Origin of the sequence: Caldimonas brevitalea (assembly GCF_001017435.1) — a bacterium.
GTDB lineage: Bacteria > Pseudomonadota > Gammaproteobacteria > Burkholderiales > Burkholderiaceae_C > Caldimonas > Caldimonas brevitalea.
Genome location: NZ_CP011371.1, coordinates 4,254,611 through 4,276,591 on the forward strand (window position 1 = coordinate 4,254,611; position 21,981 = coordinate 4,276,591).

Annotated in this window: 17 protein-coding genes; 7 read left to right on the forward strand and 10 right to left on the reverse strand. The window is 69.6% G+C overall.

The window, feature by feature from the left end:
• The first annotated feature begins 29 nt into the window (after positions 1 to 29).
• Positions 30 to 1,106, forward strand: coding sequence for a chemotaxis protein CheB (locus AAW51_RS17735; protein WP_047195661.1), 1,077 nt, complete (start codon positions 30 to 32; stop codon positions 1,104 to 1,106).
• A gap of 31 nt (positions 1,107 to 1,137) precedes the next feature.
• On the opposite strand, the gene AAW51_RS17740 is transcribed toward AAW51_RS17735, so the two are convergent.
• Positions 1,138 to 1,530, reverse strand: coding sequence for a BLUF domain-containing protein (locus tag AAW51_RS17740; protein WP_053013692.1), 393 nt, complete (start codon positions 1,528 to 1,530; stop codon positions 1,138 to 1,140).
• Between the two features lie 221 nt (positions 1,531 to 1,751).
• Here AAW51_RS17740 and AAW51_RS28320 point away from each other — a divergent pair, with 221 nt between their 5' ends.
• Both AAW51_RS28320 and AAW51_RS17750 read left to right on the forward strand, forming a co-directional pair.
• Positions 1,752 to 4,136, forward strand: coding sequence for a hybrid sensor histidine kinase/response regulator (locus tag AAW51_RS28320; RefSeq protein ID WP_053013694.1), 2,385 nt, complete (start codon positions 1,752 to 1,754; stop codon positions 4,134 to 4,136).
• 119 nt (positions 4,137 to 4,255) lie between these two features.
• Positions 4,256 to 5,560: a sensor domain-containing phosphodiesterase gene (locus tag AAW51_RS17750; RefSeq protein WP_053013696.1), complete on the forward strand. Its 1,305-nt coding sequence runs from the start codon at positions 4,256 to 4,258 to the stop codon at positions 5,558 to 5,560.
• Positions 5,561 to 5,598: 38 nt separating this feature from the next.
• Here AAW51_RS17750 and ctaD read toward each other — a convergent pair whose 3' ends face one another.
• A complete protein-coding gene (ctaD, locus tag AAW51_RS17755; RefSeq protein ID WP_047195662.1) occupies positions 5,599 to 7,242 on the reverse strand; it encodes a cytochrome c oxidase subunit I in 1,644 nt (547 codons plus the stop codon).
• A 306-nt stretch (positions 7,243 to 7,548) separates the two neighbouring features.
• On the opposite strand from ctaD, the gene AAW51_RS17760 reads away from it, so the two are divergent.
• Positions 7,549 to 8,217 (forward strand): FkbM family methyltransferase, encoded by a 669-nt coding sequence (locus AAW51_RS17760; protein WP_047195663.1) that lies wholly within the window; start codon positions 7,549 to 7,551, stop codon positions 8,215 to 8,217.
• A 10-nt stretch (positions 8,218 to 8,227) separates the two neighbouring features.
• On the opposite strand, the gene AAW51_RS17765 is transcribed toward AAW51_RS17760, so the two are convergent.
• A complete protein-coding gene (locus AAW51_RS17765) occupies positions 8,228 to 9,472 on the reverse strand; it encodes a cation:proton antiporter (RefSeq protein ID WP_047195664.1) in 1,245 nt (414 codons plus the stop codon).
• Positions 9,473 to 9,710: 238 nt separating this feature from the next.
• On the opposite strand from AAW51_RS17765, the gene AAW51_RS17770 reads away from it, so the two are divergent.
• A complete protein-coding gene (locus AAW51_RS17770; protein WP_047195665.1) occupies positions 9,711 to 10,229 on the forward strand; it encodes a hypothetical protein in 519 nt (172 codons plus the stop codon).
• 51 nt (positions 10,230 to 10,280) lie between these two features.
• On the opposite strand, the gene AAW51_RS17775 is transcribed toward AAW51_RS17770, so the two are convergent.
• From AAW51_RS17775 to AAW51_RS17805, 7 genes are all read right to left on the reverse strand, one after another.
• Positions 10,281 to 10,493: a hypothetical protein gene (locus AAW51_RS17775; protein WP_047195666.1), complete on the reverse strand. Its 213-nt coding sequence runs from the start codon at positions 10,491 to 10,493 to the stop codon at positions 10,281 to 10,283.
• A 164-nt stretch (positions 10,494 to 10,657) separates the two neighbouring features.
• On the reverse strand, positions 10,658 to 11,344 hold the full coding sequence (locus AAW51_RS17780) for an anti-sigma factor (protein ID WP_047195667.1): 687 nt from the start codon (positions 11,342 to 11,344) through the stop codon (positions 10,658 to 10,660).
• The gene (locus AAW51_RS17785) at positions 11,341 to 11,964 is read right to left on the reverse strand and encodes a sigma-70 family RNA polymerase sigma factor (protein ID WP_047195668.1); all 624 of its coding nucleotides are present in this window, start codon (positions 11,962 to 11,964) and stop codon (positions 11,341 to 11,343) included. The genes AAW51_RS17780 and AAW51_RS17785 overlap by 4 nt, the downstream gene beginning before the upstream one ends.
• Before the next feature lie 127 nt (positions 11,965 to 12,091).
• Positions 12,092 to 14,239, reverse strand: coding sequence for a PQQ-dependent dehydrogenase, methanol/ethanol family (locus AAW51_RS17790; RefSeq protein WP_047195669.1), 2,148 nt, complete (start codon positions 14,237 to 14,239; stop codon positions 12,092 to 12,094).
• A 68-nt stretch (positions 14,240 to 14,307) separates the two neighbouring features.
• Positions 14,308 to 15,783: a phenylacetaldehyde dehydrogenase StyD gene (gene styD / locus AAW51_RS17795; protein WP_047195670.1), complete on the reverse strand. Its 1,476-nt coding sequence runs from the start codon at positions 15,781 to 15,783 to the stop codon at positions 14,308 to 14,310.
• Between the two features lie 117 nt (positions 15,784 to 15,900).
• A complete protein-coding gene (locus AAW51_RS28325) occupies positions 15,901 to 16,875 on the reverse strand; it encodes an AraC-like ligand-binding domain-containing protein (protein ID WP_053013698.1) in 975 nt (324 codons plus the stop codon).
• Positions 16,876 to 17,052: 177 nt separating this feature from the next.
• Positions 17,053 to 18,762: a sensor domain-containing diguanylate cyclase gene (locus AAW51_RS17805; RefSeq protein ID WP_047195671.1), complete on the reverse strand. Its 1,710-nt coding sequence runs from the start codon at positions 18,760 to 18,762 to the stop codon at positions 17,053 to 17,055.
• A gap of 255 nt (positions 18,763 to 19,017) precedes the next feature.
• On the opposite strand from AAW51_RS17805, the gene AAW51_RS17810 reads away from it, so the two are divergent.
• Together AAW51_RS17810 and AAW51_RS17815 are read left to right on the forward strand one after the other, a co-directional pair.
• Positions 19,018 to 19,866: an alpha/beta fold hydrolase gene (locus tag AAW51_RS17810; protein WP_047195672.1), complete on the forward strand. Its 849-nt coding sequence runs from the start codon at positions 19,018 to 19,020 to the stop codon at positions 19,864 to 19,866.
• Positions 19,863 to 21,974: an EAL domain-containing protein gene (locus tag AAW51_RS17815; RefSeq protein WP_053013703.1), complete on the forward strand. Its 2,112-nt coding sequence runs from the start codon at positions 19,863 to 19,865 to the stop codon at positions 21,972 to 21,974. Before AAW51_RS17810 ends, AAW51_RS17815 begins: the two co-directional genes overlap by 4 nt.
• Positions 21,975 to 21,981: the final 7 nt, after the last annotated feature.

Genomic DNA, 21,981 nt, shown 5'->3' on the forward strand with positions numbered 1-21,981 from the left:
CGCGCGCATGCGGATTGCTCGCAATCCGTATGGTGTTCGATCCTCACCCCAAGCGGCGCCGTGACGTCGTGGTCATCGGGGCCTCGGCAGGGGGCGTGATGGCGCTTCAACAGCTGGTGGCGCAGCTGCCGCCCGACTTCCCGGCCGCCGTCCTGATCGTGCTGCACATCGGCGCCCGGTCCAGCACGCTGCCCACCTTGCTCAGCAACGCCGGCCCGTTGCCGGCCCGCGCGGCGCGAGGCGGCGACCGGTTGGTGCCGGGCACGATCTACGTCGCCCCGCCCGACCACCACCTGGTGGTCGCCGAAGGCCACACGCATTTGACACACGGACCCAAGGAAAACCACGCACGCCCGGCCGTCGACCCGCTGTTCCGCTCCGCCGCGGTCGCCTACCGCGACCGCGTGATCGCCGTGGTGCTGACCGGCTATCTCGATGACGGCACGACCGGGGCCGAGGCCGTCGAAGCCTGCGGCGGGACGGTGGTGGTGCAAAACCCGCTGGACGCCTTCGCGCCCAGCATGCCCAGCAGCGCTTTGAGGGCGACCCGGTCGCCCCACATCGCGACGCTTGCGGAAATGCCGGGGCTGCTCACCCAGCTGACCGCCGAAGAGCTGGAACCGCACCGCCTTCCGGTGCCCGAATGGGTCAAACTCGAGAACGCCATCTGCCTGCTAGAGGGGCATCCGATGAAGAACCTCGAAGAGATCGCCCAGCCGTCGCCCTTGACCTGCCCGGATTGCAACGGCACCTTGTGGCGGGTGCTGGACGGCGGTCGGCCACGCTACCGCTGCCACACCGGGCACGCCTTCTCCGAGCTCGCGCTGCGCGACAGCCAGTCCAAATCGACGGAAGAGGCCTTGTGGAAAGCCGTGCGGTCGCTCCAGGAAGAGATGATGGCGGTGCGGGAGATGGCGTCCACCTTGCGGCTGATGGGCCGCTATGACGAGGCGGCACAACAGGAGCGCCTGCTCGCCCGTCTCGAGGACCGCGCCGACCGGGTGCGCGACCTGGTGCAGGCCGATGCGCCGCAATCGGCGCATGGCGTGCCGCCCGACGATCTGCCGGCTGCGCAGCCGGGCTTCCCCGACACACCGCCTCACTAGCCACCACAGGGGTTGGCCACACCAGCACCCCTCAGGGCTCCTCGGCGAACAGTCGACCGATCAACTCGTCCATGCTCTGGCCTTCGACCCGGCCGGTCTGGCACAACTGCTCGGCTTCGCGGGTCCACTGGTGCCGGTCGACCAGACCCATCGACCAGGACGCGAAGCGGCGCCGGTCGATCGGCTCGTGCACCAGCACCCGCAATTGCTCATGACGAGGGTCCTGGCCGATCCGCTGCATCAGCTCCGTCAGCGCCTCCGAGCGGCCTTCGAGCACCTGCACAAAATGGCTGTCGATCAGCGCCAGCATGCCCGTGACGTCGAGCCGGCGGTTGCGGATCTGGGACACCCACAGGATGCGCTGGACGTCCATGCGGGTGACGGCCGGACTGACCCGGCTGATGTACACCAGTTGCTCGAGCACACGATCCTCGAATTCCTACGCTCCGATCGTCAATTCGAGCAAGCCCCGTGCGCGTGGGGGACGCCGCCCCGGGCTGGCCGGCAGCCCCGTCCCCGTCCATTCAGGCCAGTCGCGCTACCCGGGCACGCTGATTGCTCAATCTCTCACTTCCGGTTTCCCGGCGGCCGGTGCTCCTGCCCTCCTCGCTCACGCCGGCTCTGATTTGTCGTGGGAAGCACGTCATGAAGCGCGCGCTTGCATCCGGGCTGGCGTCCGGTATTCCCGGGCGGCTGCCGGCCTATTTCGCGGCCGCCCTGTTCGCCGCACTCGCGGTAGGACTGCGGGCCGCACTCGACCCGACGCTCGGCATCGGTTTGACGTATTTACTGGTGGTGCCGGTGGTCATGGCCGCCAGCTGGCTGGGAGGCGCCGGCCCGGGCGCGCTGGGTGGCGTGTTGGCCGCCGGCGGCACCTTGTGGCTCTACACCCGCCACGGCGGCGATCCGGCGCAGCCGGCAGTGGCCGCACAAACGGCCTTGCTGGCCGCCGCCGCAGGGGCGATCTGCTGCTGCACCGAACATTTGCGGCGCGCGCGGGGCCGCGCCGAGGCGAACGCCGCGGCGTCGCTGCGCACCGCCCAACAACACCTGCGCGCGGCCTTCGCCTCGGCGCCGATCTCGCTGTTCGACATGGACACCGAGCTGCGCTATACGCGCGTCATCAACCCGCCGTACGGGCTGCGTGAAGCCGACCTGATCGGCAAACGCGCCGAAGACGTGCTGCAACCGGCGGCCGCCGCGCGCGTGACGGCGGCCCGCCGCCAGGTGCTGGCCACCGGGACCCGGCAGCGCGTTGAGATCACCTCCACGCTGCGCGGCTGCGACGACCCGCACAGCTACGACATCGTCATCGTTCCCCGGTTCGACGCCTACGGCGCGCTGGTGGGGCTCACCAATGCAGTGGTCGACATCACCGAAAAGGTGGCGGAACAGGCGCGCGCACGTGAGACCGAAGAGCGTTTTCGCATCGCCCAGGAAAGCGCGCTCGACGGCTTCATGGTGCTGCGGGCGGTGCGCAACCGCACCGGCGTGATCGAAGATTTCACCTGGGACTACATCAATCCTGTCGGCGCGGCGGCGATGCGCCTGGCACGCGAACGGCTGCTCGGCCAGCGCTTGCTGATGCTGTTGCCCGGTCACCGGCACCACCTCGACCTGTTTCCGGCCTACGCCGCGGTCGCCAACGGCGGCCCGCCGCGGCGCGCCGAGGTGTTTTACGACCGCGACGGCTTTCGCCACTGGTACAAGACGGTGGTGGTGCAAGCCGGCGACGGCGTGGCCGTGACCTTCAGCGACATCAGCGCCGAACGCGCCGCCGCCGACCGCAGCGAGCAGGCCCTGCAGGCGGCCGAGGCCGCCAACCGGGCCAAGGACGATTTCCTCGCCAACCTCAGCCACGAACTGCGCACGCCGCTCAACGCCATCCTGGGCTGGGCCCGGCTGATGGGCATGGAGCAGGACGCCGGCGCCAAGGTCAAGCACGCCGCCGAGGTGATTGCACGCAACGCGCGCACGCAGGCCGACCTGATCGACGACCTGCTGGACATGAACCGCATCTTGTCGGGCCAGGTCACGCTCGAATTGCAGACGGTGGACGTGGCCGAGGTGGTCGAGCGGGCCATCGAGACGGTGGCCCCGGACGCCGCACGCAAGAGCGCGGTGTTGCAGAACACGGTGCCACGCAACCTGCTGGTGCAGGCTGACCCGCAGCGGCTCAAGCAGGTGTTCTGGAATTTGCTCGCCAACGCGGTCAAATTCACGCCGGAAGGCGGCCTGGTGCGCGTGGGCAGTGCGGTGGCAGGCGACAAGGTGTGCATTTCGATAGAAGACACCGGCGAAGGCATCGCACCGGACTTTTTGCCGCATTTGTTCGAGCGGTTCCGGCAGCACGATGCGTCGTCGACCCGCCGCCACGGCGGCCTGGGGCTGGGCCTGTCGATCGTCAAAAGCCTGGTCGAACTGCACGGCGGCCATATCAGCGCCAGCAGCCGCGGGCGAGGCTTCGGCGCCCGCTTCGACCTGGAACTGCCGGCCGGCACAGCGGCCAGCGGTGCCAGCGGCAGCGGCGGCGTCGACGTGCTCACCCATTACCTGTCGAATGCCCTGAGCGGCCTGCGCGTGCTGGTCGTGGACGACGAAGCCGACGCGCGCGACCTCGTGCGTGAGGTGCTCGGCGGCCACGGCGCCGCGGTGGACGTGGCGCAGGACGCCGGCGAAGCCCTCGACCTGTGGAGCACCCGCCAATACGACGTGCTGATCAGCGATCTCGGCATGCCTTTGGTAGACGGCTATGAGTTGATGCGGCGGCTGCGCGGCTCCCCCGCGTGGGCGCCGCCCCGCCACGCGATCGCGCTGACCGCCTTCGGCCGGGCCCAAGACCGCCGCAAGGCGGCTGAAGCCGGCTTCGACCTGCTGATGGCCAAACCGTTCGAGCCGAACGAACTGGTGCAAACCATTACCGCGCTCGCGATGCCGGTGCCCGAGCCGGCGCCGGCCCGCCCGTCGCCCGCCGTCGACCCCCTGCTACAGCGCACCGGAGCCCAGCGACAGCGCCCCTCCACGCCCTGAGATGGTTGGCCGTGGGCCCGGCGCCGCCAGCGCTCGGCGGGCCGGCGCCCTCTCGCCAGGCCCAGGGCTCAAGTCCGTGGCGAGACGGCCGATACCAGGCTGTCCCTACACCTGCCACCATGAGCTTCCCGTCCCCTCCTCCGTCGCCGACCACCGACACGTTGTCCGATGTCGACAGCTTGCTTCGGCTGCTGCGCACCGGCCCGGACGGCCGGATGGTGGCCGAGCACGGCGGCTTGCGCTATGGCAGCCAGTTCCAGCCGGTCTACAGCCTGTCGCATGGCAGCGTGGTCGGCCACGAAGCGCTGCTGCGCGCCCAGACCCTGGACGGCCGCCCGGTGCCGCCGCCCCTGGTGTTCGCCGGCTGCGCCAGTTTTGCCGAATTGTTGGAGCGCGAGCGCATTTCGCGGCTGGTTCACCTGGCGAACTTTCGAGCCGGCCCGACCGGTCAGCAGTGGCTGTTCCTCAACGTGCACCCGGAGGTGTTCGTCGGCTGGCTGCACCACCAGGCCGATACGGTCGTGGCCCAGATGCAAAGGCACTTCGAACTGCCGGGACACCGGGTCGTGATCGAAGTGCTCGAGCAGGCGGTGCGGGACGACAGCAATTTCGACACTGCCGTGCAACGGGCGCGCGCGTTCGGCTGCTTGTTGGCGCTCGACGACTTCGGCGCCGGGCACTCCAACTTCGACCGCGTCTGGCGGATCCGTCCCGACATCGTCAAACTCGACCGCAGCCTGGTGGCGCGGGCCGCCCGCGAGCGCGAGGCGCGCCGCGTCATCGTGCAGATGGTGTCGCTGCTGCACGAGTGCGGCACGCTGGTGCTGATGGAAGGGGTGGAGACCGAACACGAAGCGATGGTGGCGCTCGAGGCCGACGTCGACCTGGTGCAAGGGTATTTTTTCGGCCGGCCCCAGGCCGAGTTGCTGCCCCATGGCCATACGCCGGCGATCTGGCAGCCGCTGTGGCAGCAATTCGAGAGCCGCTGGCAGACGGACCGGCAGACCTTCCGCGACAGCACCGCCCCTTATCTCGAGGCCATCGAACGCGCCGCCGCGGCGCTGGCCCAGGGCCGCTCGCTGCAGGAAGCCTGCGCCGGTTTTCTGGCACTGCCGCGGGCCGAGCTGTGCTATCTGCTGGGCGCAGACGGGAGCCAGATCGGCCCCAATCTCTGGGGCGACCCGGCCGCGCCCCGCCAGGCGCCGGCGTTCGAGCCGCTACGCGAGCTGGAGGGCGCGCGCTGGGTGCGCCGGCCCTACTTCCGGCGCGCCGTCGACGCGCCGGGCAAGCTGCAGCTGACGCGGCCGTACCGGACGCTGCACGGCGGGCATTTGTGCGTGACCGTCTCGCTGGCGTTCCCGACCGAGCGCGCCGACGGCCAGCGCGAACTGCAGGTGCTTTGCGGCGACATCGAATACCGCTGACGCACCGCGGTTCTGGCGCCCCCTGAAGTTGGCCCTGCTCATCCGATCACGCGAGTGCCGGAGGCATCGAGCTTGGGCGGCACTTCGAAGGTGTGGAAGGGCGCCGGCGACGGCACCTCCCACTCCAGGCCTTCGGCGCCTTCCCAAGGGCGCTGCGACGCTGGCTGGCCCTTGTGGCGCAGCACCGGCCAGACGACGAACAACAGGAAATACACCTGTACCAGGCCGAAGACGAAGGCGGCCACCGTGGCCAGTGCGTTGAAGTCGGCAAACTGCATCGGGTAGTCGGCATAACGACGCGGCATGCCCGCCAGCCCAAGGAAGTGCATGGGGAAGAACGCGACGTTGAAACTGACGAGCGAGACCCAGAAGTGCACCTGGCCGTGGAATTCGGAGTACATCACGCCGCTCCACTTCGGGGCCCAGAAATAGAAGCCGGCGAACAGCGCGAACAGCGAACCGGCCACCAGCACATAGTGGAAATGCGCGACCACGTAGTAGGTGTCGTGCAGTTGGAGGTCGATGGAGGCCATCGACAGGATCAGCCCGGTGAAGCCACCGATCGTGAACACCCAGATGAAGCCGACCGCGAACAGCATCGGCGTCTCGAAGGTCAACGAGCCTCGCCACATCGTCGCGACCCAGTTGAAGATCTTCACGCCGGTCGGCACCGAGATCAGCATGGTCCCGTACATGAAATACAGCTGGCCGGTCAGGGGCATCCCGGTCGCGAACATGTGGTGGGCCCAGACGATGAACGACAGCACCGCGATCGCCCCCGTCGCATACACCATCGACGTGTAGCCGAACAGCCGCTTGCGCGCAAAGGCCGGCACCACCTGGCTGACGATGCCGAAGGCCGGCAGGATCATGATGTAGACCTCGGGGTGCCCGAAGAACCAGAAAATGTGCTGGTACATGATCGGGTCGCCGCCGCCGGCGGGGTTGAAGAAGGTGGTGCCGAAGTGGCGGTCGGTCAGCGTCATCGTGATCGCGCCGGCCAGCACCGGCATCACGGCGATCAGCAGGTAGGCCGTGATCAGCCAGGTCCAGCAGAACATCGGCATCTTCATCAGCGTGAGCCCGGGCGCACGCATGTTGAGGACGGTCACGATGATGTTGATCGACCCCATGATCGAGCTGGCGCCCATGATGTGCAGCGCGAAGATGGCGAAGTCCATCGAGGCGGGCATCTGGTAGGTCAGGGGCGCGTAGATGGTCCAGCCCGCCGCCGGCGCACCGCCCGGCATGAAAAATGTGCTCGCGAGCACGATGCCGGCCGGCACCAGCAGCCAGAAGCTGAAGTTGTTCATGCGCGCGAACGCCATGTCGGACGCCCCGATCTGCAGCGGGATCATCCAGTTCGCGAAGCCGACGAAGGCCGGCATGATGGCGCCGAACACCATGATCAGCCCGTGCATCGTGACGAACTGGTTGTAGAGGTGCGGATTGAAGAACTGCAGCCCGGGCTGGAACAGCTCGGCCCGCAGCAGCAGCGCCAGCACCCCGCCGAGCAAAAACATCGTGAAGCTGAACAGCAGGTAGAGGGTGCCGATGTCCTTGTGGTTGGTCGCGTACACCCAGCGCCGCCAGCCGTGCGGGTGGCCGTGCGCGTCGTGCTCGCCGGGGTGGTGGCCGGCGACATCGGCCGGGGCGACATGGGTCGAGGCGGGAATGCTCATCGAGGGGCTCCTTCGGCGAAGGCATGGCGCGGCACGCGTCGGTGCGGTGGAGGTGCAAGCGGGATACCCGCTCGCCAGCCGCGGGGAGTGGCTGGCGGGCGCTGAAAACGGCACGCCTGGCGCGTAAATCCCTCTGCGGCGGCGAAGTTTTCCAGGCCGCTCTTCATTCACGCCGAAAGCCGCCAATTGGACCGGGAACCGACGCCTAATGCGGCGTTGGGCGTCGAGCAGCGGTGGAAGAATCCGGGCCACTGCAGCGTCTCGGGGCAGGCCCGACGCCACCACCGCCCATTCGAGACCCCCGCGATGTCGATACCCTTATTCGAGACCTTGCAATCGCTAGGCCTCGCCGCGCCGCGCGGCATCCTGCAGGTCGGCGCCAGCTATGGCCAGGAACTGCCGATGTTCCTCCAGCACGGTGTGCGGCATGGCGTGTTCATCGAGCCGCTGCCGCAGCCATATGCCCATCTCGCGGCGACGTGCCGGCAGATCCCGAACTATGTCGCGGTACAAGCTCTGTGCACCGACGAAAGCGGCAAGACCTACACCTTCCACCTGGCGACCAACGGCGGCATGAGCAGCAGCATCCTGCCGCCGGCCAACCATCTCACCGTCTTCAGCGACGTCAAGTTCGAGGGCACGGTCGAGCTGAGTTCCCACACGCTCGACGATGTGACCGCCTTCCTCGGCGCCAACGGGCACGCCGCGACGATGGCCGAGCTCGACACGCTCTACATGGACACGCAGGGCGCCGAGTTGAAGATCCTGATGGGCGCCAATCGCACCCTGAAGTCGATCAAATACATCTTCACCGAGGTGATGCGTGGCGACCTGTATGCCGGCCAGACGCCGTTTCCGAGCTTCTGCGCCTGGCTCGACGCCTGCGGCTACACGCTCAACAACGTCTATTTCGACCGCCACCACGCGGGCGACGCCTTGTTCATCCGCAAGGACGTGCTCGGGCTGACAGCCTGAGGCGCCGCCCCTAGCGCAGCCCTCGGTCGCGTCGGCGGCTGTAGCGCTCCATCAGCGGGGTCGACGACACGCCGTGGACGAGGATGGACAGCGCGATCGCGATCAAGGCCGCACTCGCGACCGGTTCGGCCAGTGCCTGGTCGACGTCGTGCCCCACCGCATAGGTGAGGTAATAGACCGAGCCGACGCCACGGATGCCGAACCAGGCCACCAGGCGGCGCTGCGCACGTGACAAAAACCGGCGCGGCACACTCGCCAGCACGGCCAGCGGGCGCACCAGCACCGTCACGATGAGCGCAAAGCCGACCGTCTTCCACTCCCATTCCACCCAGGCGAGCGATGCGCCGATCAGCAGCACCACCGCCACTTCGGCGAGCCGCTCGCACTGCGCGCTGAAATTGATCAGGCGAGACGAATGGGCCGCGTCCGGCGCATCGGCCGGCTCGACCCGGTTGCACATCTCGGTGTGTGTCAAGGCGGCGCCTGTGGCGAACACCGCGAGAAAGCCATACGCCTTGATCGCCAGCGCAATGCCGTAGACCAGCGCGATGACGCCGAAGACGAGGAACTCCTCCGACTCCAGCGAGTGCCCGGTGCCGCGCAGGCGCAGCACTGCGCGGCCGACCAGCTTGCCGCACAACCAGCCGAGCAGCAGCCCGGCGCCCACCGCCCACACCACGTCGACCAGCACCCAACGCCACCCGTAGGCGCCGATCTCGTGCAGCCCCATCACCCCCAGCGCCAGCATCACGGCCGGAAAGGCGGTGCCGTCGTTGACGCCGCCTTCGGCAGTCAGCGAGAAGCGCACCCGGTCGCGGTCGCCGGGTTCGTGGATCTGCACGTCCGACGCGAGCACCGGGTCGGTCGGCGCGAGGATGGCGCCGAGCAGCAGCGCGGCGGTCCAGGGCACGCCGAGCAGGGCCCAGGCCACCAGAGCCGTCAGTGCGGTGGTGAGCACCATGCCCAGCGTCGCGAGCCGGATCGGCACGGCCCACTCGGCCAGCGAAAACGGGATGCGCAGCCGCAAGCCGACGGCGAACAAGGTGATCAGCACGGCGATCTCGGTCAGCAGCTCCAGTTGCGCCGCATGGCGCATCGGCTCGACCGACAGCATGTTGGCACCCAGCGGCCCGACGAGAGCCCCGACGCCGAGATAGAGGATGGCCGGCGACAACGGCAGGCGCTGCACCCAGCGCGATGAAAAGGCCATCACGATCAGCACAGCGCCGACCAGCACAAACCAGGGAATCAACATCGAGGGGGGATGGGGGTGGGGTGAACGGAGACGGCCGAGTCAAGCAAACCCGGTGCCGGCGCTTGCACCTCAGCCCTTTCCGACGCTGCAGTTACAGTCCGGCACCAATCCAGCGATGTCTCGCCACTGTGTCTCAGCGGCGCCTGTGTCTCGGCCAGGACCGCCTGTTGCTGAGGAGTGGAGCAGGCCCGCCCCAACCGCGCGGCCTGTCCCACACTTCAACTTGCAGGAGAGAGCAATGGCTGATTCAAGACTCGTGACTGGACTGTTCCGCGACCGTGAGAGCGCCGAGCGCGCCTACCAGTCCATCACCACCCGGGGTTACGGCAAGGATGACGTCAACGTCGTGATGTCCGACGAAACCCGCAAGCGCCATTTCGGCGCCAGCGGCGAGACCACGGAGCTGGGCAACAAGGCCGCTGAAGGCGCCGGCATCGGTGGGGCCGTCGGCGGCACGGTGGGCGCGATTGCCGCGGCGATCGCCGCGGTCGGCACCTCGGTGGCGATCCCGGGGCTCGGGGTTGTGATTGCCGGCCCGCTGGCGGCGGCACTCGCCGGTGCGGGCGCCGGCGCGGCCACCGGCGGCCTGCTGGGCGCCCTGATCGGCTGGGGCATCCCGGAGGAACGCGTCAAGCACTACGAGCAGGGCATCAAGGACGGCGGCATCTTGTTGGGCGTGCGTCCGCGCTCGGACGACGACGCGCTGGCTTTCGAGCAGGACTGGAAGTCCAACCGGGGCGAGCACGTGTACCGCTGATCGTGTCCGGCGGCGCGGCCTCGCGCCGCGTAGGCTACGGCGCGCCGCCTGTCAGTCGCGGCGGCGCGCTGCCAACCGCAGCCGCGCCGCCTGCTGGCGCACCAGCGGGGCACTGAGCATCAGCGCGGCCGAGGCGGCCAGCGCCATCGGCACCATCGAGCCGAAGTGATCCATCCCCCAGGCGCCGAGCAAGATGGCTCCGTGCCCCAGGAAGTAAAGGCGCAGGTTGCGCCGCCGGCTGTCGGTGTTGTTGGTGGTGGTCATAAACCCTCTCGCGACCCGGCCTCGACGGGCCGATGCGAGATTCTTGACCGCGACGGCCTCGGCCTGCGTACCGCCGGCGACCACGCCGTCTGCCGGTCGTCCATTCCGTCACGCTCGGCGCCGCTTTGTGTCACTCGAGTAGCGAAGGCCGCATCCGAGCGCCATCACAACCGTAGCGAGCCGCTGTACAGGATGGGGCCGGTCGGCGCGCCGGTCTTCGAGCCGCCGGCCGGCTCCAGGCTGACCGCGAAGGCGGCGACACCCTCTGGCACCCGGCCCGGCTGCAACACCGTCGGCCGTTCAGGCGAGATCAGCCCGAGCGAGCGCGGCGCCCCGGTCACCGGCACCGCCCACAGCTCCAGCGCCTGCCCCGCCTTCAGGCTGACCGGGGCGAGCGGCCGCACCAGCAGGCTGCGCCCGTCCGCCGCCACGCCAGCGACAAAGGAAGAAGCGCCTTCCGGCGCGCTCAGCACCACCACCATCGGCGGGCGCGAGGGCGAAGGCGTGCCGAGCAGCACCGCAAACCAGACCGCGGCCGCGGTGGCGAAGACCGCCCAGGCGCGCCAGAAGTCGAGCGTCTGCCAGCGCCGCACCGGCGCGCTCGTGCGTCGCGTGCTCGCGGCCGGGTCGAGCCGGGCCTCGAGGCGCTGCCAGACCTGCGGTGTCGGTTCGACCGGCGGCACGACTTGTGACAGTGGGGTCAGACGCACCTGCCACGCCGCCACCGCGTCGCGCAACGTCGGGTGGGCCGGCAACAAGGTTTCGAAGCGGCGCCGGGCGCCGCCGCTCAGCGTGCCGAGCACGTATTCGGCGGCCAGCCGGTCGGCCAGGTCGGGTCGGGTGTAGTTCACACCGCCCCCTCGGCACCGGCCCGCTCGAGGCACTGCTTGAGCGCCTGCAAACCGCGACGCACCCACGACTTGACCGAGCCCAGCGGTGCATGCAGTTGTTCGGCCACCTCGGTGTGGCTCAGGCCCTGGTAATACGCGAGCGCCAGGCTTTGTTGCTGTTCGGCCGACAAACCGGCCAGGCAGCGCTGCAGCAAGCGGGCCGCCACCGCCTGTTGCCACAGGTCGGCGGGCCCCGGGCCCGGGTCGGGGTACATCTCGGTCACGTCGATTTCCTGCTCTTCGTCTGCCGCAGCAGCCTCGGCCATCTGCGGCCGCGCCTGCAAGCGCCGTACGCTGTCGATCGCCCGGTTGCGGGCGATGCTGGTCAACCAGGTCATCGGCTGGCTCTGTGCCGCCTGATACCCGGGCGCGGCACGCCAGATGTTCAGGTACACCTCCTGCAGCACCTCTTCGGCTTGCGCACGCCGGCTTTGTATACGCAGGATCACGCCCAACAGATGCGAGGCGCTCAGCCGGTACAACTCGGCGAACGCCGCGCGGTCCCGCAGTCCCGCGCGGGCGAGCAAGTCCGCCAGCCTTCGGCTGCGGTTCGACCACGCGTCGGGAGGGAGTTGAGACATGGCGCTCGATGGCAGGGGTAGGACGTGGTGAAGGCGCCGCGGTCCGGGGGGGCACCGCCCGCGTCGCACACACAGGATAGGCGCCGTGCAGCGGTCGCCGCACGGCGCCCTCCTTCCCCCTCCCCTCTCAGTGTTTCGCGGCGGGTGCCGGTGTGGCGGCCGTCGCCGGTGCCGATGCGGCGGCGGCAGGCGCCGCGGAGCGCCGGTGGTCCTCGTATTCACGCGCCATCACATAGGCCTTGATCGCCGCCAGGCCGTCGGCGTCCAGCAAATCGTCGAAGGCCGGCATGCCGCGCGCTTGCAAGGCTCCTTTGAGCACGATCTCGGGAAACGCCGCCCGCGTCGCGTCGCTCGAGCGGCGCAGATCGGGGATCACGCCGCCGCTGACGGCCCCGACGCCATGGCACATCGCGCAGGTGGTGTGGTACAGCCGGCTGCCGCGTGCCACCGTCTCGGCACTCGCCGTCACCGGCTGTGGCATGCGCGCCACCTGGTCGGGGCGCGGCGGCAGCGGCGGCAACACCGCCTTGCCACCGAGCTTGAACACCAGCAAGCGGCTGACGTTGCGCACGCCGGTCGCCACCGTGGCCTCACCGCCGATCAGCGCGGCCGAGCCGCCCCAGCCCGCCATCACGGCCACATACTGCTCGCCGCCAACGGCGTAACTGACCGGCCCGGCCATCACGCCGGTCTGCGCACCAAACTCCCACAGCTTGCGGCCATCGTCGGCCGCGTAGGCGACGAAGCGGCCGTCCGCCGTGCCCTGGAACACCAGGTTGCCGGCGGTCGCCATGGTCCCGCCGTTCCAGTGGAAGGCGTAGGGCGCTTTCCAGGCGGCGCGCTGGCGCACCGGGTCCCAGGCGATCAACGCGCCGCTCGCCACCTCGCGCGGGAAGGCGGTGAACTGCTCTTCACCCGCGCCGACGTTCCAAGCGCCGTTGCGATAACGGAAGTCACGTTTGCCGTTGATGTAGACGAACGGCAGTTCCTGGTAGGGGATGTAGACCAGCCCGGTTTTCGGGCTGAACGACATCGGCTGCCAGTTGTGGGCCCCGAACGGCCCCGGCCATTGCACCGACGGCTCCTGCGTGTAGCGCGTCTTCGCCGTTTCCACCGGGCGTCCGGTGGCCTTGTCGACACGTTCGGCCCAGGTGACCTTGCCGAACTTCTCGGCCGACAGCAGCTCGCCGGTGGCGCGGTCGAGCACATAGAAAAAGCCGTTCTTGGGCGCCTGCATGATCACCTTGCGCCGCACGCCGTCCAGCATCAGGTCGGCCAGCACCAGGTCTTGCGTCGCGGTGTAGTCCCAGCTGTCGCCCGGGGTGGTCTGGTAGTGCCACACCAGGCGGCCGGTGTCGGGGTCGATCGCGAGGATGGACGAGAGATAGAGGTTGTCGCCGCCGCCGGGGCTGCGGATCTCGCGGTTCCAGGGCGAGCCGTTGCCGGTGCCCACGTACAGCAGCTTCAGCTCGGGGTCGTAGGCCATCGCATTCCAGACCGTGCCGCCGCCGCCGTATTTCCACCACTCGCCGTTCCAGGTCGCCAGGGCCTTTTGCAGCTCGGGCGACTCCTGCGGCTCGGCCGGGTTGCCGGGCACGGTGTAGACGCGCCACAGCAGCTTGCCGTCGCGCGCGTCGTAGGCCGAGAAATAGCCGCGCACGCCCAGCTCGGCGCCGCCGTTGCCGATGATCACCTTGCCCGCCACCACACGCGGCGCACCGGTGATGGTGTAGGGCTTGCTGTTGTCGGTGGTCTGGGTCGACCAGACCGGCTTGCCGCTCGCCGCGTCGAGCGCGATCAGCCGGCCGTCGAGCGTGCCGACGTAGACGAGACCCTTCCACACGGCCACCCCGCGGTTCACCGAATCACAGCAGGCATGCCGGCCCTTGGCCTTGTGCACGCCCGGGTCGTACTGCCACAGCGTTTTGCCGCTGCGCGCGTCGACGGCGATCACCCGGCTCCAGGCCAGCGTTGCGTACAGCACACCGTCGACCACGATCGGCGTGGCCTCCAGCCCGCGATCGTTGTCGAGGTCGATCCACCAGGCCAAACCGAGCCGGTCGACGTTGCGATCGTGCACCGATTGCAGCGGGCTGTAGCGCTGCTCGGCATAGGTGCGGCCGTGGCTGAGCCAGTTGGCGCCGTCGCGCTCGCTGGACGCGATGCGGGCGGCGTCGACCCGGCCCGCCGCCGGCGCTGCGTGGGCGCCCGGCAGCAGCGCCAGGGCAGCGCACAGGGCGGCCGCCGCGGTGCGCGACAAGGTTGCAATGTTCATCGCAGCTGTCCTCCCTTGATGGTTCTGGCGGTGCCGGCAACACGTCCCCGCGCCGCCGGCCTGCGATGTCAGTAGGCGATGCAGACCGACTTGATCTCGGTATACGCGTCGAGCGCCGCGCGGCCGTGCTCACGACCCACGCCCGAGCTCTTGAAGCCCCCGAAGGGCATGCTCGGGTCGATGATGTTGTGGGTGTTGACCCAGACCGTGCCGGCATCGAGCCGCTCGACGATGCGGTGGACGGCCCGCAAGTCGTTGCTCCAGACACTCGCGCCCAGGCCGTAGTCGCTGTCGTTGGCCTGGCGCAGCACCGCGTCGATGTCGTCGAAGGGCATCGCCACCACCACCGGGCCGAACACCTCTTCGCGCACCAGCGTCAAGGGTTTGCAGGCGGTGTTCGCGACCACCGTGGGGTGGACGAAGTAACCCGCACGCGCCGCGGCTTGGCCGCCGGTGACGATCTCGGCGCCCTCCGTGCGGCCGGTCTCGATCAGGCCCATCACCCGCTCGCGCTGTCGCTGCGAGACCAGCGGGCCCATCTGCACGCCGGCATCGAAACCCGACCCGAGGGTCAAGCTGTCGGCAATCTTGGCGACCTCGCCGACCACCTTGTCGTACAGCTTGCGATGCACGTACAGCCGCGACCCGGCCGTGCACACCTGCCCCTGGTTGAGGAAGATGGCCGACGCAGCGCCTTGTGCGGCCGCGGCGGGATCGCAATCGTCGAGCACCAGCACGGGGCTCTTGCCGCCCAGTTCGAGCGACACGCGCTTGAGGCTGCGACCGCACTCCTCGCCGATCAGCCGGCCCACCTCGGTCGACCCGGTGAAGGTGATCTTCTGCACGCCGGGGTGGCGCACCAGCGCGGCACCGGTGGCGCCGTCACCGGTCACGACGTTGAGCACCCCCGCCGGGAAACCGGCCTGCTCGGCCAGTTCCGCCAGCCGCAACGCCGTCAGCGGCGTTTCTTCGGCGGGCTTGAGCACCACGGTGCAGCCGCACGCCAGGGCCGGCGCGATCTTCCACACCGCCATCAACATCGGGAAGTTCCACGGCACGATGGCGCCCACCACGCCCACCGGTTGACGCCGCGCCGTCGCGCTGTAGCGCACCCCCGGCGTGAAACCCACCGACAGGTCGAGCGCCTGGCCCTCGATCTTGGTGGCCCAGCCGGCCATGTAGCGCAGCCACTGCACGCTGGACGCGATGTCGATCGCCTGGCTCACGCCCAGCAGCTTGCCGTTGTTGAGGGTTTCGAGCCGCGCCAGTTCGTCGGCGTGGGCCTCGACCAGATCGGCCAGCTTCAGCAGCAAACGTTCGCGTTGTGCCGGCAAGGTGGCGCGCCAGGGGCCGTCGAACGCCGTGCGTGCGGCGCGCACCGCGCAGTCGACATCCTCCGGGCCGGCCGCCGGCACCTGGGCGATGCACTCGCCGGTGGCCGGGTCGTACACCGCGAAGGTCTCGCCCGACCGGGCGGCGCACCACTGCCCGTCGATGAGCATGGCTTGGGGAAGCTGGGACAGCACTTGGGGGCGAGCGTTCATCGCGGGTCTCCTGTCGTTGTAAGAGACCGCAAGGTAGCCTTGTCGCCCACGCTGGCGCTTGAAGCCGCGTGCAGCCGGCTTGTCGCGGCGTGCAAACCGCGGGTTGATCCCGAGGTGTCAGGCCGCCTGACCCTCGTGCGCGGTGGGCGCCCGGCACTCCAGCCGCCAGCGTGTCGGGCTGAGACCGAAGCGCTGATGGAACAAGCGGCTGAAATGGGCCGCATCGGCAAAATTCAGCTCGCAGGCGATTTCGGTGACGCTGCGCGTCTCGCGCCGGTCGGCCAGCCAAGCCCGGGCGCGCTGCAGCCGCATCTCGCGGATGTAGGCCTGCGGGGTCAGCCGGGCCCGGTCGAACAGCTTGTAAAGCGTGCGGCGCGACATGCCGAAGCTGACGGCCAGGGCGTCGGGGGTCAGCGCGGGGTCGCCCAGGTGCTCGGCGATGTGGCGCTGGATCGACCGCAGGGTGCGCAGCGCGGCGCCTTCGCCGGCCGGCTCGTCGTCGTCCAGCCGGGTGTTGCGCAGTGCCGCGCCGACCAGCGCGAGCACCGAGTCCTGTAGCGTCTGCTGGGCCAGCGGGTCGAGTGCACTGCGGTCGCGCAGCAGGCCACGCAGCGCGCCGAGCGCGACTTGCGCGGTGCCCTGCAGCGGCAGCGCGACGCCGCACAGGTGCTGCAGCCGCGGGTCCCAGCCGAGCAGGCCGGACTGCGGCAACAGCAGCGTGATGAAGCGGTTGCCGCCGGCCGCTGCCAGGCTGTAGGCACGCGAGGTGTCGTAGACCGTCCACATGCCGGGCTGGAGTGTGGTGCGGGCGTCGCCCTGGGTGATCTCGCTGCGGCCGTCGAGCTGCCACAGCACCTTGAAGCAGGCGGCGTCGGTGCGTGCGGCCAGGGCCGGGGTGCGCACCACCTGGTGGCCGCCGGTGGCCACCTCGGCCAAAGTGCTGTCGTGGAAGCGCACCATGGTGCAGCGCACCCGCAAGGTGTCGGGCCCAGAGGCCGCCACCTCCAGCGGCAGGAAATGGGTCCAGACCATCTCGCGCCAGGTCTCGAGCGCGTGGGTGGCGAACCGGACGCGGCTGTAGGGGTGGCTCATGCAGTCTCCTCGGGCGCCGCCGAGGCGGCGACCCGGAAAGAATGCCACCGCCTTCGACGGCCGCGCGACGTGCGGGGGCAAGCAGCGCCTTCGCCGTCACGGTCTTGTCGTGGCCACAGGGTAGGACCGCCGGCCGCCCGGCGGCGTCACCTCGGCGACACCGCCCGCGCCGCGCCCTCAGCCGAGCAGGTCGGGCCCGGCCGCGGCCGTATGGTGGCCGGCCGCCACCACCACCCGGTCGCGCCCCTGCCGCTTGGCCTCGTAGAGCGCCTGGTCCGCGGCCCGCAGCATCGCCTTGGGACTCGGCTCCGGCCCCTGCGGCTGGGCCACGCCGATGCTCAGCGTGACGGTGCCGACCGGTGCGATCGGCTCCGCACAGACCGCCCGGCGCAGTTTCTCGGCGGCCTGGACGGCGCCGAGCGTGTCGGTCTCGGGCAGCAGCAGCAAAAACTCCTCGCCGCCGACCCGGGCGATGAAGTCGGTGCCGCGGCAATGCGCCGACAGCCGCTGCGCGACCTCGATCAGCACCCGGTCGCCGACCTCGTGCCCATGGGTGTCGTTGACGCGCTTGAAGTGGTCGACATCGCCCAGCAGCACGGCCAGCGGGCGGCCGTGGCGGCGGTGCAGCGCCAGCTCGTGTTCGAGCCGGTCGTCGGCGGCACGGCGGTTGAACAAGCCGGTCAGCGGGTCGCGCCGTGCCAGGCTTTCGAGTTCGGCGGTGGCCCGTTCCAGTGCCGCCGTGCGCTGCGCCACCCGCATTTCCAGGTCTTCGTTGGTGCGTTCCACCTCGCGCCGCTGCTCGACCAGCGTGCGCGTCATGGCCTGCAAGGATGCGCCGAGTTGCTGCAGTTCCGCGCTGGTGGCGTCGGCCGGCAGTTGTACGTCGAGGTCACCGGCCTCGATGCGCCGGGCCGAAGCCGAAATGCGCTGGAGCGGACGACTGAAGTGCCCGGCCACCACCCATGCACACGCCATCGCCCCCAGGGCGGCCAGCCCTCCCGCGCCCAGCACGAGGTCGCGGGCGCTGCGCGCGGTCTCGAACGCCTGGGCCACCGGCTGGCGCACCACCACGGTCCAGCCCAGATCGGTGGTGGGGTGTTTGGCCGGCACGGTGGCACGCGCCGTCAGGTAGCGCTGGCCGTCCGGCCATTGCAGCTCGCCCACCTCCCCGCCTGCCAGCATGGCCGGCGGCAATCGTTCTTCCGGCCGGCCCTCGCCTTCCGGGTGATGGATCACGACACCCTTCGCATCGACGATGAAGACGCCGATGCCTTGCGCCCGCCCGGCCTGGCTGAGCAGCGTCGAGGTGATCTCGCCGGCCCAGGCCCAGCTGCCGTGCGCCCCCAGCACCCCCAGCAGCCGCCCCTGGGGGTCGTGCAGCGGTGCCGCGAAGTCGATGAAGCGCATCGGTTCCCCGTCGTCGGGGCGCGGCAGCAGCTTTTCGAGCAGCTTCGCCGGGTGCACGTCGCCGGCGTACGGGGCCGAGCGCGCATGCTGGAACCACGGCCGCGCCGAGACGTCCTGCCCTTGCAGCAGTCCGCCGGTCGAGGCGTGCACCACGCCCTTGGCGTCGGTCACGCCGATCCACGCGAAGTGCGGGCGCGTGCGCTGCATACGCTCCAGCAGCGGCCGCCAGAGTGCCGGGTCGAGGCCGGCGCCGGCGACGTCCGGGTTGGCGGCCAGCAGCTCGATCTCGCGCATGCGTTCGTACAGGCCTTCCGACAAGATGCTGCTGGTGCTGCGGGCCAGCAGCCCCAGCGCCTGCCCCTGATTGCGCGCCACCTGGGCGCCGATCACCTGGGTCAGCACCACCGACAGCGACACGGCGACCGCCGCGCATATCAAGCCGAATACGAGGGTGATCTGGAGACGAAAGCTACGTAGCATGCAGTGCGACCTGTTGAACATGGCGGCCCGTCACACCGTGACAGGCGGAAGCTGGCCACACGCGTATTTCGGCCATTCCTTTACCAGCTTGAGCACCTTTTGGGCCGACCCGCCGGCGGCAGCAGCGCATGCGCCCGATTCCCCGCTCATTTCGAGCGATCGCCGCCGGCCGTTGATGAGAGGATGCACTAGCCACCCGCTGGCTCGCCCGCCCTCCTCACCCCGCCCGCCCCACGCGGTGCCTGCCTGCTCACGATGTCCGCACTGCTCCGTCACAACGTCACGTTCTCCGGCAACGGACGTGTCCCGCTCTTGTTCGCCCATGGCTACGGCTGCGACCAGCATGTCTGGCGCTTCGTGGCGCCAGCGTTCGAAGAGCACTTCCGCGTGGTGCGCTTCGACTATGCCGGGGCCGGCGGCGCCGCACCGGGTGCCTACGACTTCGAGCGCCACGGCAGCCTGCGCGGCCATGCCGAGGACCTGATCGAGATCTGCGACGAGGCGGGTTTGGAGCGGCCGGTGCTGGTGGCCCACTCGGTCGCGACGATGATCGGCGTCGTAGCGGCGGGCCTGCGGCCGGAGCTGTTCAGCCGGTTGGTGCTGGTCGCGCCGTCGCCCTGCTACCTGAACCAAGGCGACTACGTCGGCGGCTTCGAGCGGGAGGACATCGACGCCCTGTTGGAAACGCTGGACAGCAACTATTTCTCGTGGGCCCGCATGATGGCGCCCGTGGTGATGGGCAACGCCGACCGCCCGGAGCTGGCCGAGGACCTGGGCAACAGCTTTTGCCGCACCGACCCCGCGGTCGCGCATCATTTCGCCCGCGTGACCTTCTTGTCGGACAACCGCGGCGACTTGCCCGGGATGCGCGTGCCCTCGCTGGTCCTGCAGTGCCGCGACGACGCGCTGGCGCCGGCCTCTGTGGGGCGTTACCTGCAGCAGACCCTGCCCTGCGCACAGCTGGCCGAGTTGCAAGCAACCGGCCACTGTCCGCACCTCAGTGCGCCGGGCGAAACCATCGAGGTGATCCGGCAGTTTCTGGCCGAGCTGCTCGAGCGCGACACCGGGGCCCAGCGCCGAAGCGCTCCAGGACAGACCGCGTGAACATCGAACACTACCCGGCCGACGCCGACGTCTTCTATGAAGACGCGCCCTGCGGCTTCCTGCTGACCACTGCCGACGGCACCATCCTGGCGGCCAACCGGCGTTTCGCACAATGGTGCGGCCGGCCCGCAGAAGCCTTGACGGCCGGTCTGCGGCTGCAAGACCTGCTCGCCCCGGCCAGCCGCATCCTGCACGAGACCCACTATGCGCCCTTGCTGAAGCTGCAAGGGTTCGCATATGAAGTGTCGTTCGACCTGGCCCTGCCCGATGGGCAACGTTTTCCGGTGCTGGTCAACGCCTTGCGGCGCGAGGACAGCGCCCCCGGCGGCCCGACGCGCATCAGCATCACGGTGTTCAACGCCACCGAGACACGCCGCTACGAGCGGGAGCTGATCGCCGCACGCAAGGCCGCCGAGTCTGCCGCGCTGGCCTTGTCGACCGCAAACGACACGCTGTCGGCGCAGAAAGAGCAGTTGCGCATCACGCTGTATTCCATTGCCGACGCCGTCGTGACCACCGACGCGGCCGGCCTGGTCACGTCGATGAACCCCGCGGCCACCGTGCTGACCGGCTCGCCGGAGGCCCGCGCATTGGGGCAACCGGTGCAGCAGCTGGGGCAGTTGTTCGACGGCGCCACCCGCAGCCCGCGCGAGTCGCCGGTGCTCGCCTGTCTGCACGCCGGCACCGTGCAGCGCGGGGCCGAGCCCGGCCTGCTGCTGCGGGGAGACGGTGCGGAACGGTTGATCGCCGACACGGCGGCGCCGATCCGTTCCGCCGACGGCCGGGTGACGGGCGCCGTCTGGGTATGCCACGACATCACCGAACAGAATGCGGCGTCGGAGCGGCTGGATCACGCCTCTCGCCACGACACGCTGACCGGCCTGGCGAACCGGGCCGAGTTCGAGCAACGCCTGACGCAACTGGCCTGCGACGGTGGCCTGGTGTGCCACCTGGACCTCGACCAGTTCAAGATCATCAACGACACGCTCGGGCATGTCGCCGGCGACGAGCTGCTGCGCCAGGTAGCCGAGCTGTTGCGCCGCGGCGTGCGTCAGTCGGACACGCTGGCGCGGTTGGGCGGCGACGAGTTCGGCCTGCTGCTCAGCCGCTGCCCGCTGGGGCGCGGCCGCACCATTGCCGAGAGCCTGCGCGAGCGGGTGGCGTCGTTCCGGTTCCGCTGGGGTGACCAGAGCCATCCGATTTCGGTGAGCATCGGCATCGCCGAGCTACCGGCGGGCGGCGAGACCTCGGCCGTGCTCGGCCATGCCGACATCGCCTGCCACGCGGCCAAGGAAGCCGGCCGCAACCAGGTCTATTGCTTCGACGAGAACGACCCGCAATGGCAGCACCGCAAGGGCGAGATGGGCTGGGTGCCGCGCATCCAGCGCGCCCTCGACGAAGACCGCTTCACGCTGTACTTCCAGCCCATCGTGCCGACGCAGCCCGACCCGTCGGCGCCGCCGCGCGGCGAACTGCTGCTGCGGCTGCGCGATGAATCCGGCCAGCTGCTGGGGCCCGGCGCCTTCATCCCGGCCGCCGAGCGCTTTCAGCAGATGCAGGCCCTCGACCGCTGGGTGGTGCGCAAGGCGTTCGAGTGGATGCAGCGCACGCCCGGGGTCTACGCGGCCGTCAACATCTCGGGCCAGTCGCTCGGCGACGCCGCGTTTCTGGCCCACGTGGTGAAACAGTTCGAGCTCACCGGGCTGGACGCCAGCCGGGTGTGCTTCGAGATCACCGAAACCGCCGCCATCGGCAACCTCACCGCGGCCTTGCATTTCATCGCCACGCTGCGGCAGCTGGGTGCGCGTTTCGCACTCGACGATTTCGGCGCCGGCCTGTCGTCGTTCGCCTACCTGAAGACGCTGCCGGTCGACTACGTCAAGATCGACGGCAGTTTCGTCAAAAGCCTGGCCGAGGACGCGTTGAACCGCGCCATCGTCGAGTCCATCCACCGCATCGCGCGGCTGTCGGGCTTGGAGACGGTGGCCGAATGGGTCGAGAGCGAGGCCGTGCTGCAGGAGCTGCGGGTCATCGGCGTCGACCATGCGCAAGGCTGGGGCGTCGGCAAGCCGGTGCCGGTGGAGAGCGTGTCGGCCCGCGTGGTGTGAAGGGTGC

Bases quoted from the DNA above. Each gene is read 5' to 3' on its own strand.
- AAW51_RS17785 (WP_047195668.1), bottom strand. From the start codon at position 11,964: ATGTCTCAACTCCCTCCCGACGCGTGGTCGAACCGCAGCCGAAGGCTG.
- AAW51_RS17765 (WP_047195664.1), bottom strand. From the start codon at position 9,472: ATGTTGATTCCCTGGTTTGTGCTGGTCGGCGCTGTGCTGATCGTGATG.
- styD (WP_047195670.1), bottom strand. From the start codon at position 15,783: ATGAACGCTCGCCCCCAAGTGCTGTCCCAGCTTCCCCAAGCCATGCTC.
- AAW51_RS17750 (WP_053013696.1), top strand. From the start codon at position 4,256: ATGAGCTTCCCGTCCCCTCCTCCGTCGCCGACCACCGACACGTTGTCC.
- AAW51_RS17760 (WP_047195663.1), top strand. From the start codon at position 7,549: ATGTCGATACCCTTATTCGAGACCTTGCAATCGCTAGGCCTCGCCGCG.
- AAW51_RS17735 (WP_047195661.1), top strand. From the start codon at position 30: ATGGTGTTCGATCCTCACCCCAAGCGGCGCCGTGACGTCGTGGTCATC.
- AAW51_RS17770 (WP_047195665.1), top strand. From the start codon at position 9,711: ATGGCTGATTCAAGACTCGTGACTGGACTGTTCCGCGACCGTGAGAGC.
- AAW51_RS28320 (WP_053013694.1), top strand. From the start codon at position 1,752: ATGAAGCGCGCGCTTGCATCCGGGCTGGCGTCCGGTATTCCCGGGCGG.
- AAW51_RS17775 (WP_047195666.1), bottom strand. From the start codon at position 10,493: ATGACCACCACCAACAACACCGACAGCCGGCGGCGCAACCTGCGCCTT.
- AAW51_RS28325 (WP_053013698.1), bottom strand. From the start codon at position 16,875: ATGAGCCACCCCTACAGCCGCGTCCGGTTCGCCACCCACGCGCTCGAG.
- AAW51_RS17810 (WP_047195672.1), top strand. From the start codon at position 19,018: ATGTCCGCACTGCTCCGTCACAACGTCACGTTCTCCGGCAACGGACGT.
- AAW51_RS17805 (WP_047195671.1), bottom strand. From the start codon at position 18,762: ATGCTACGTAGCTTTCGTCTCCAGATCACCCTCGTATTCGGCTTGATA.
- AAW51_RS17790 (WP_047195669.1), bottom strand. From the start codon at position 14,239: ATGAACATTGCAACCTTGTCGCGCACCGCGGCGGCCGCCCTGTGCGCT.
- ctaD (WP_047195662.1), bottom strand. From the start codon at position 7,242: ATGAGCATTCCCGCCTCGACCCATGTCGCCCCGGCCGATGTCGCCGGC.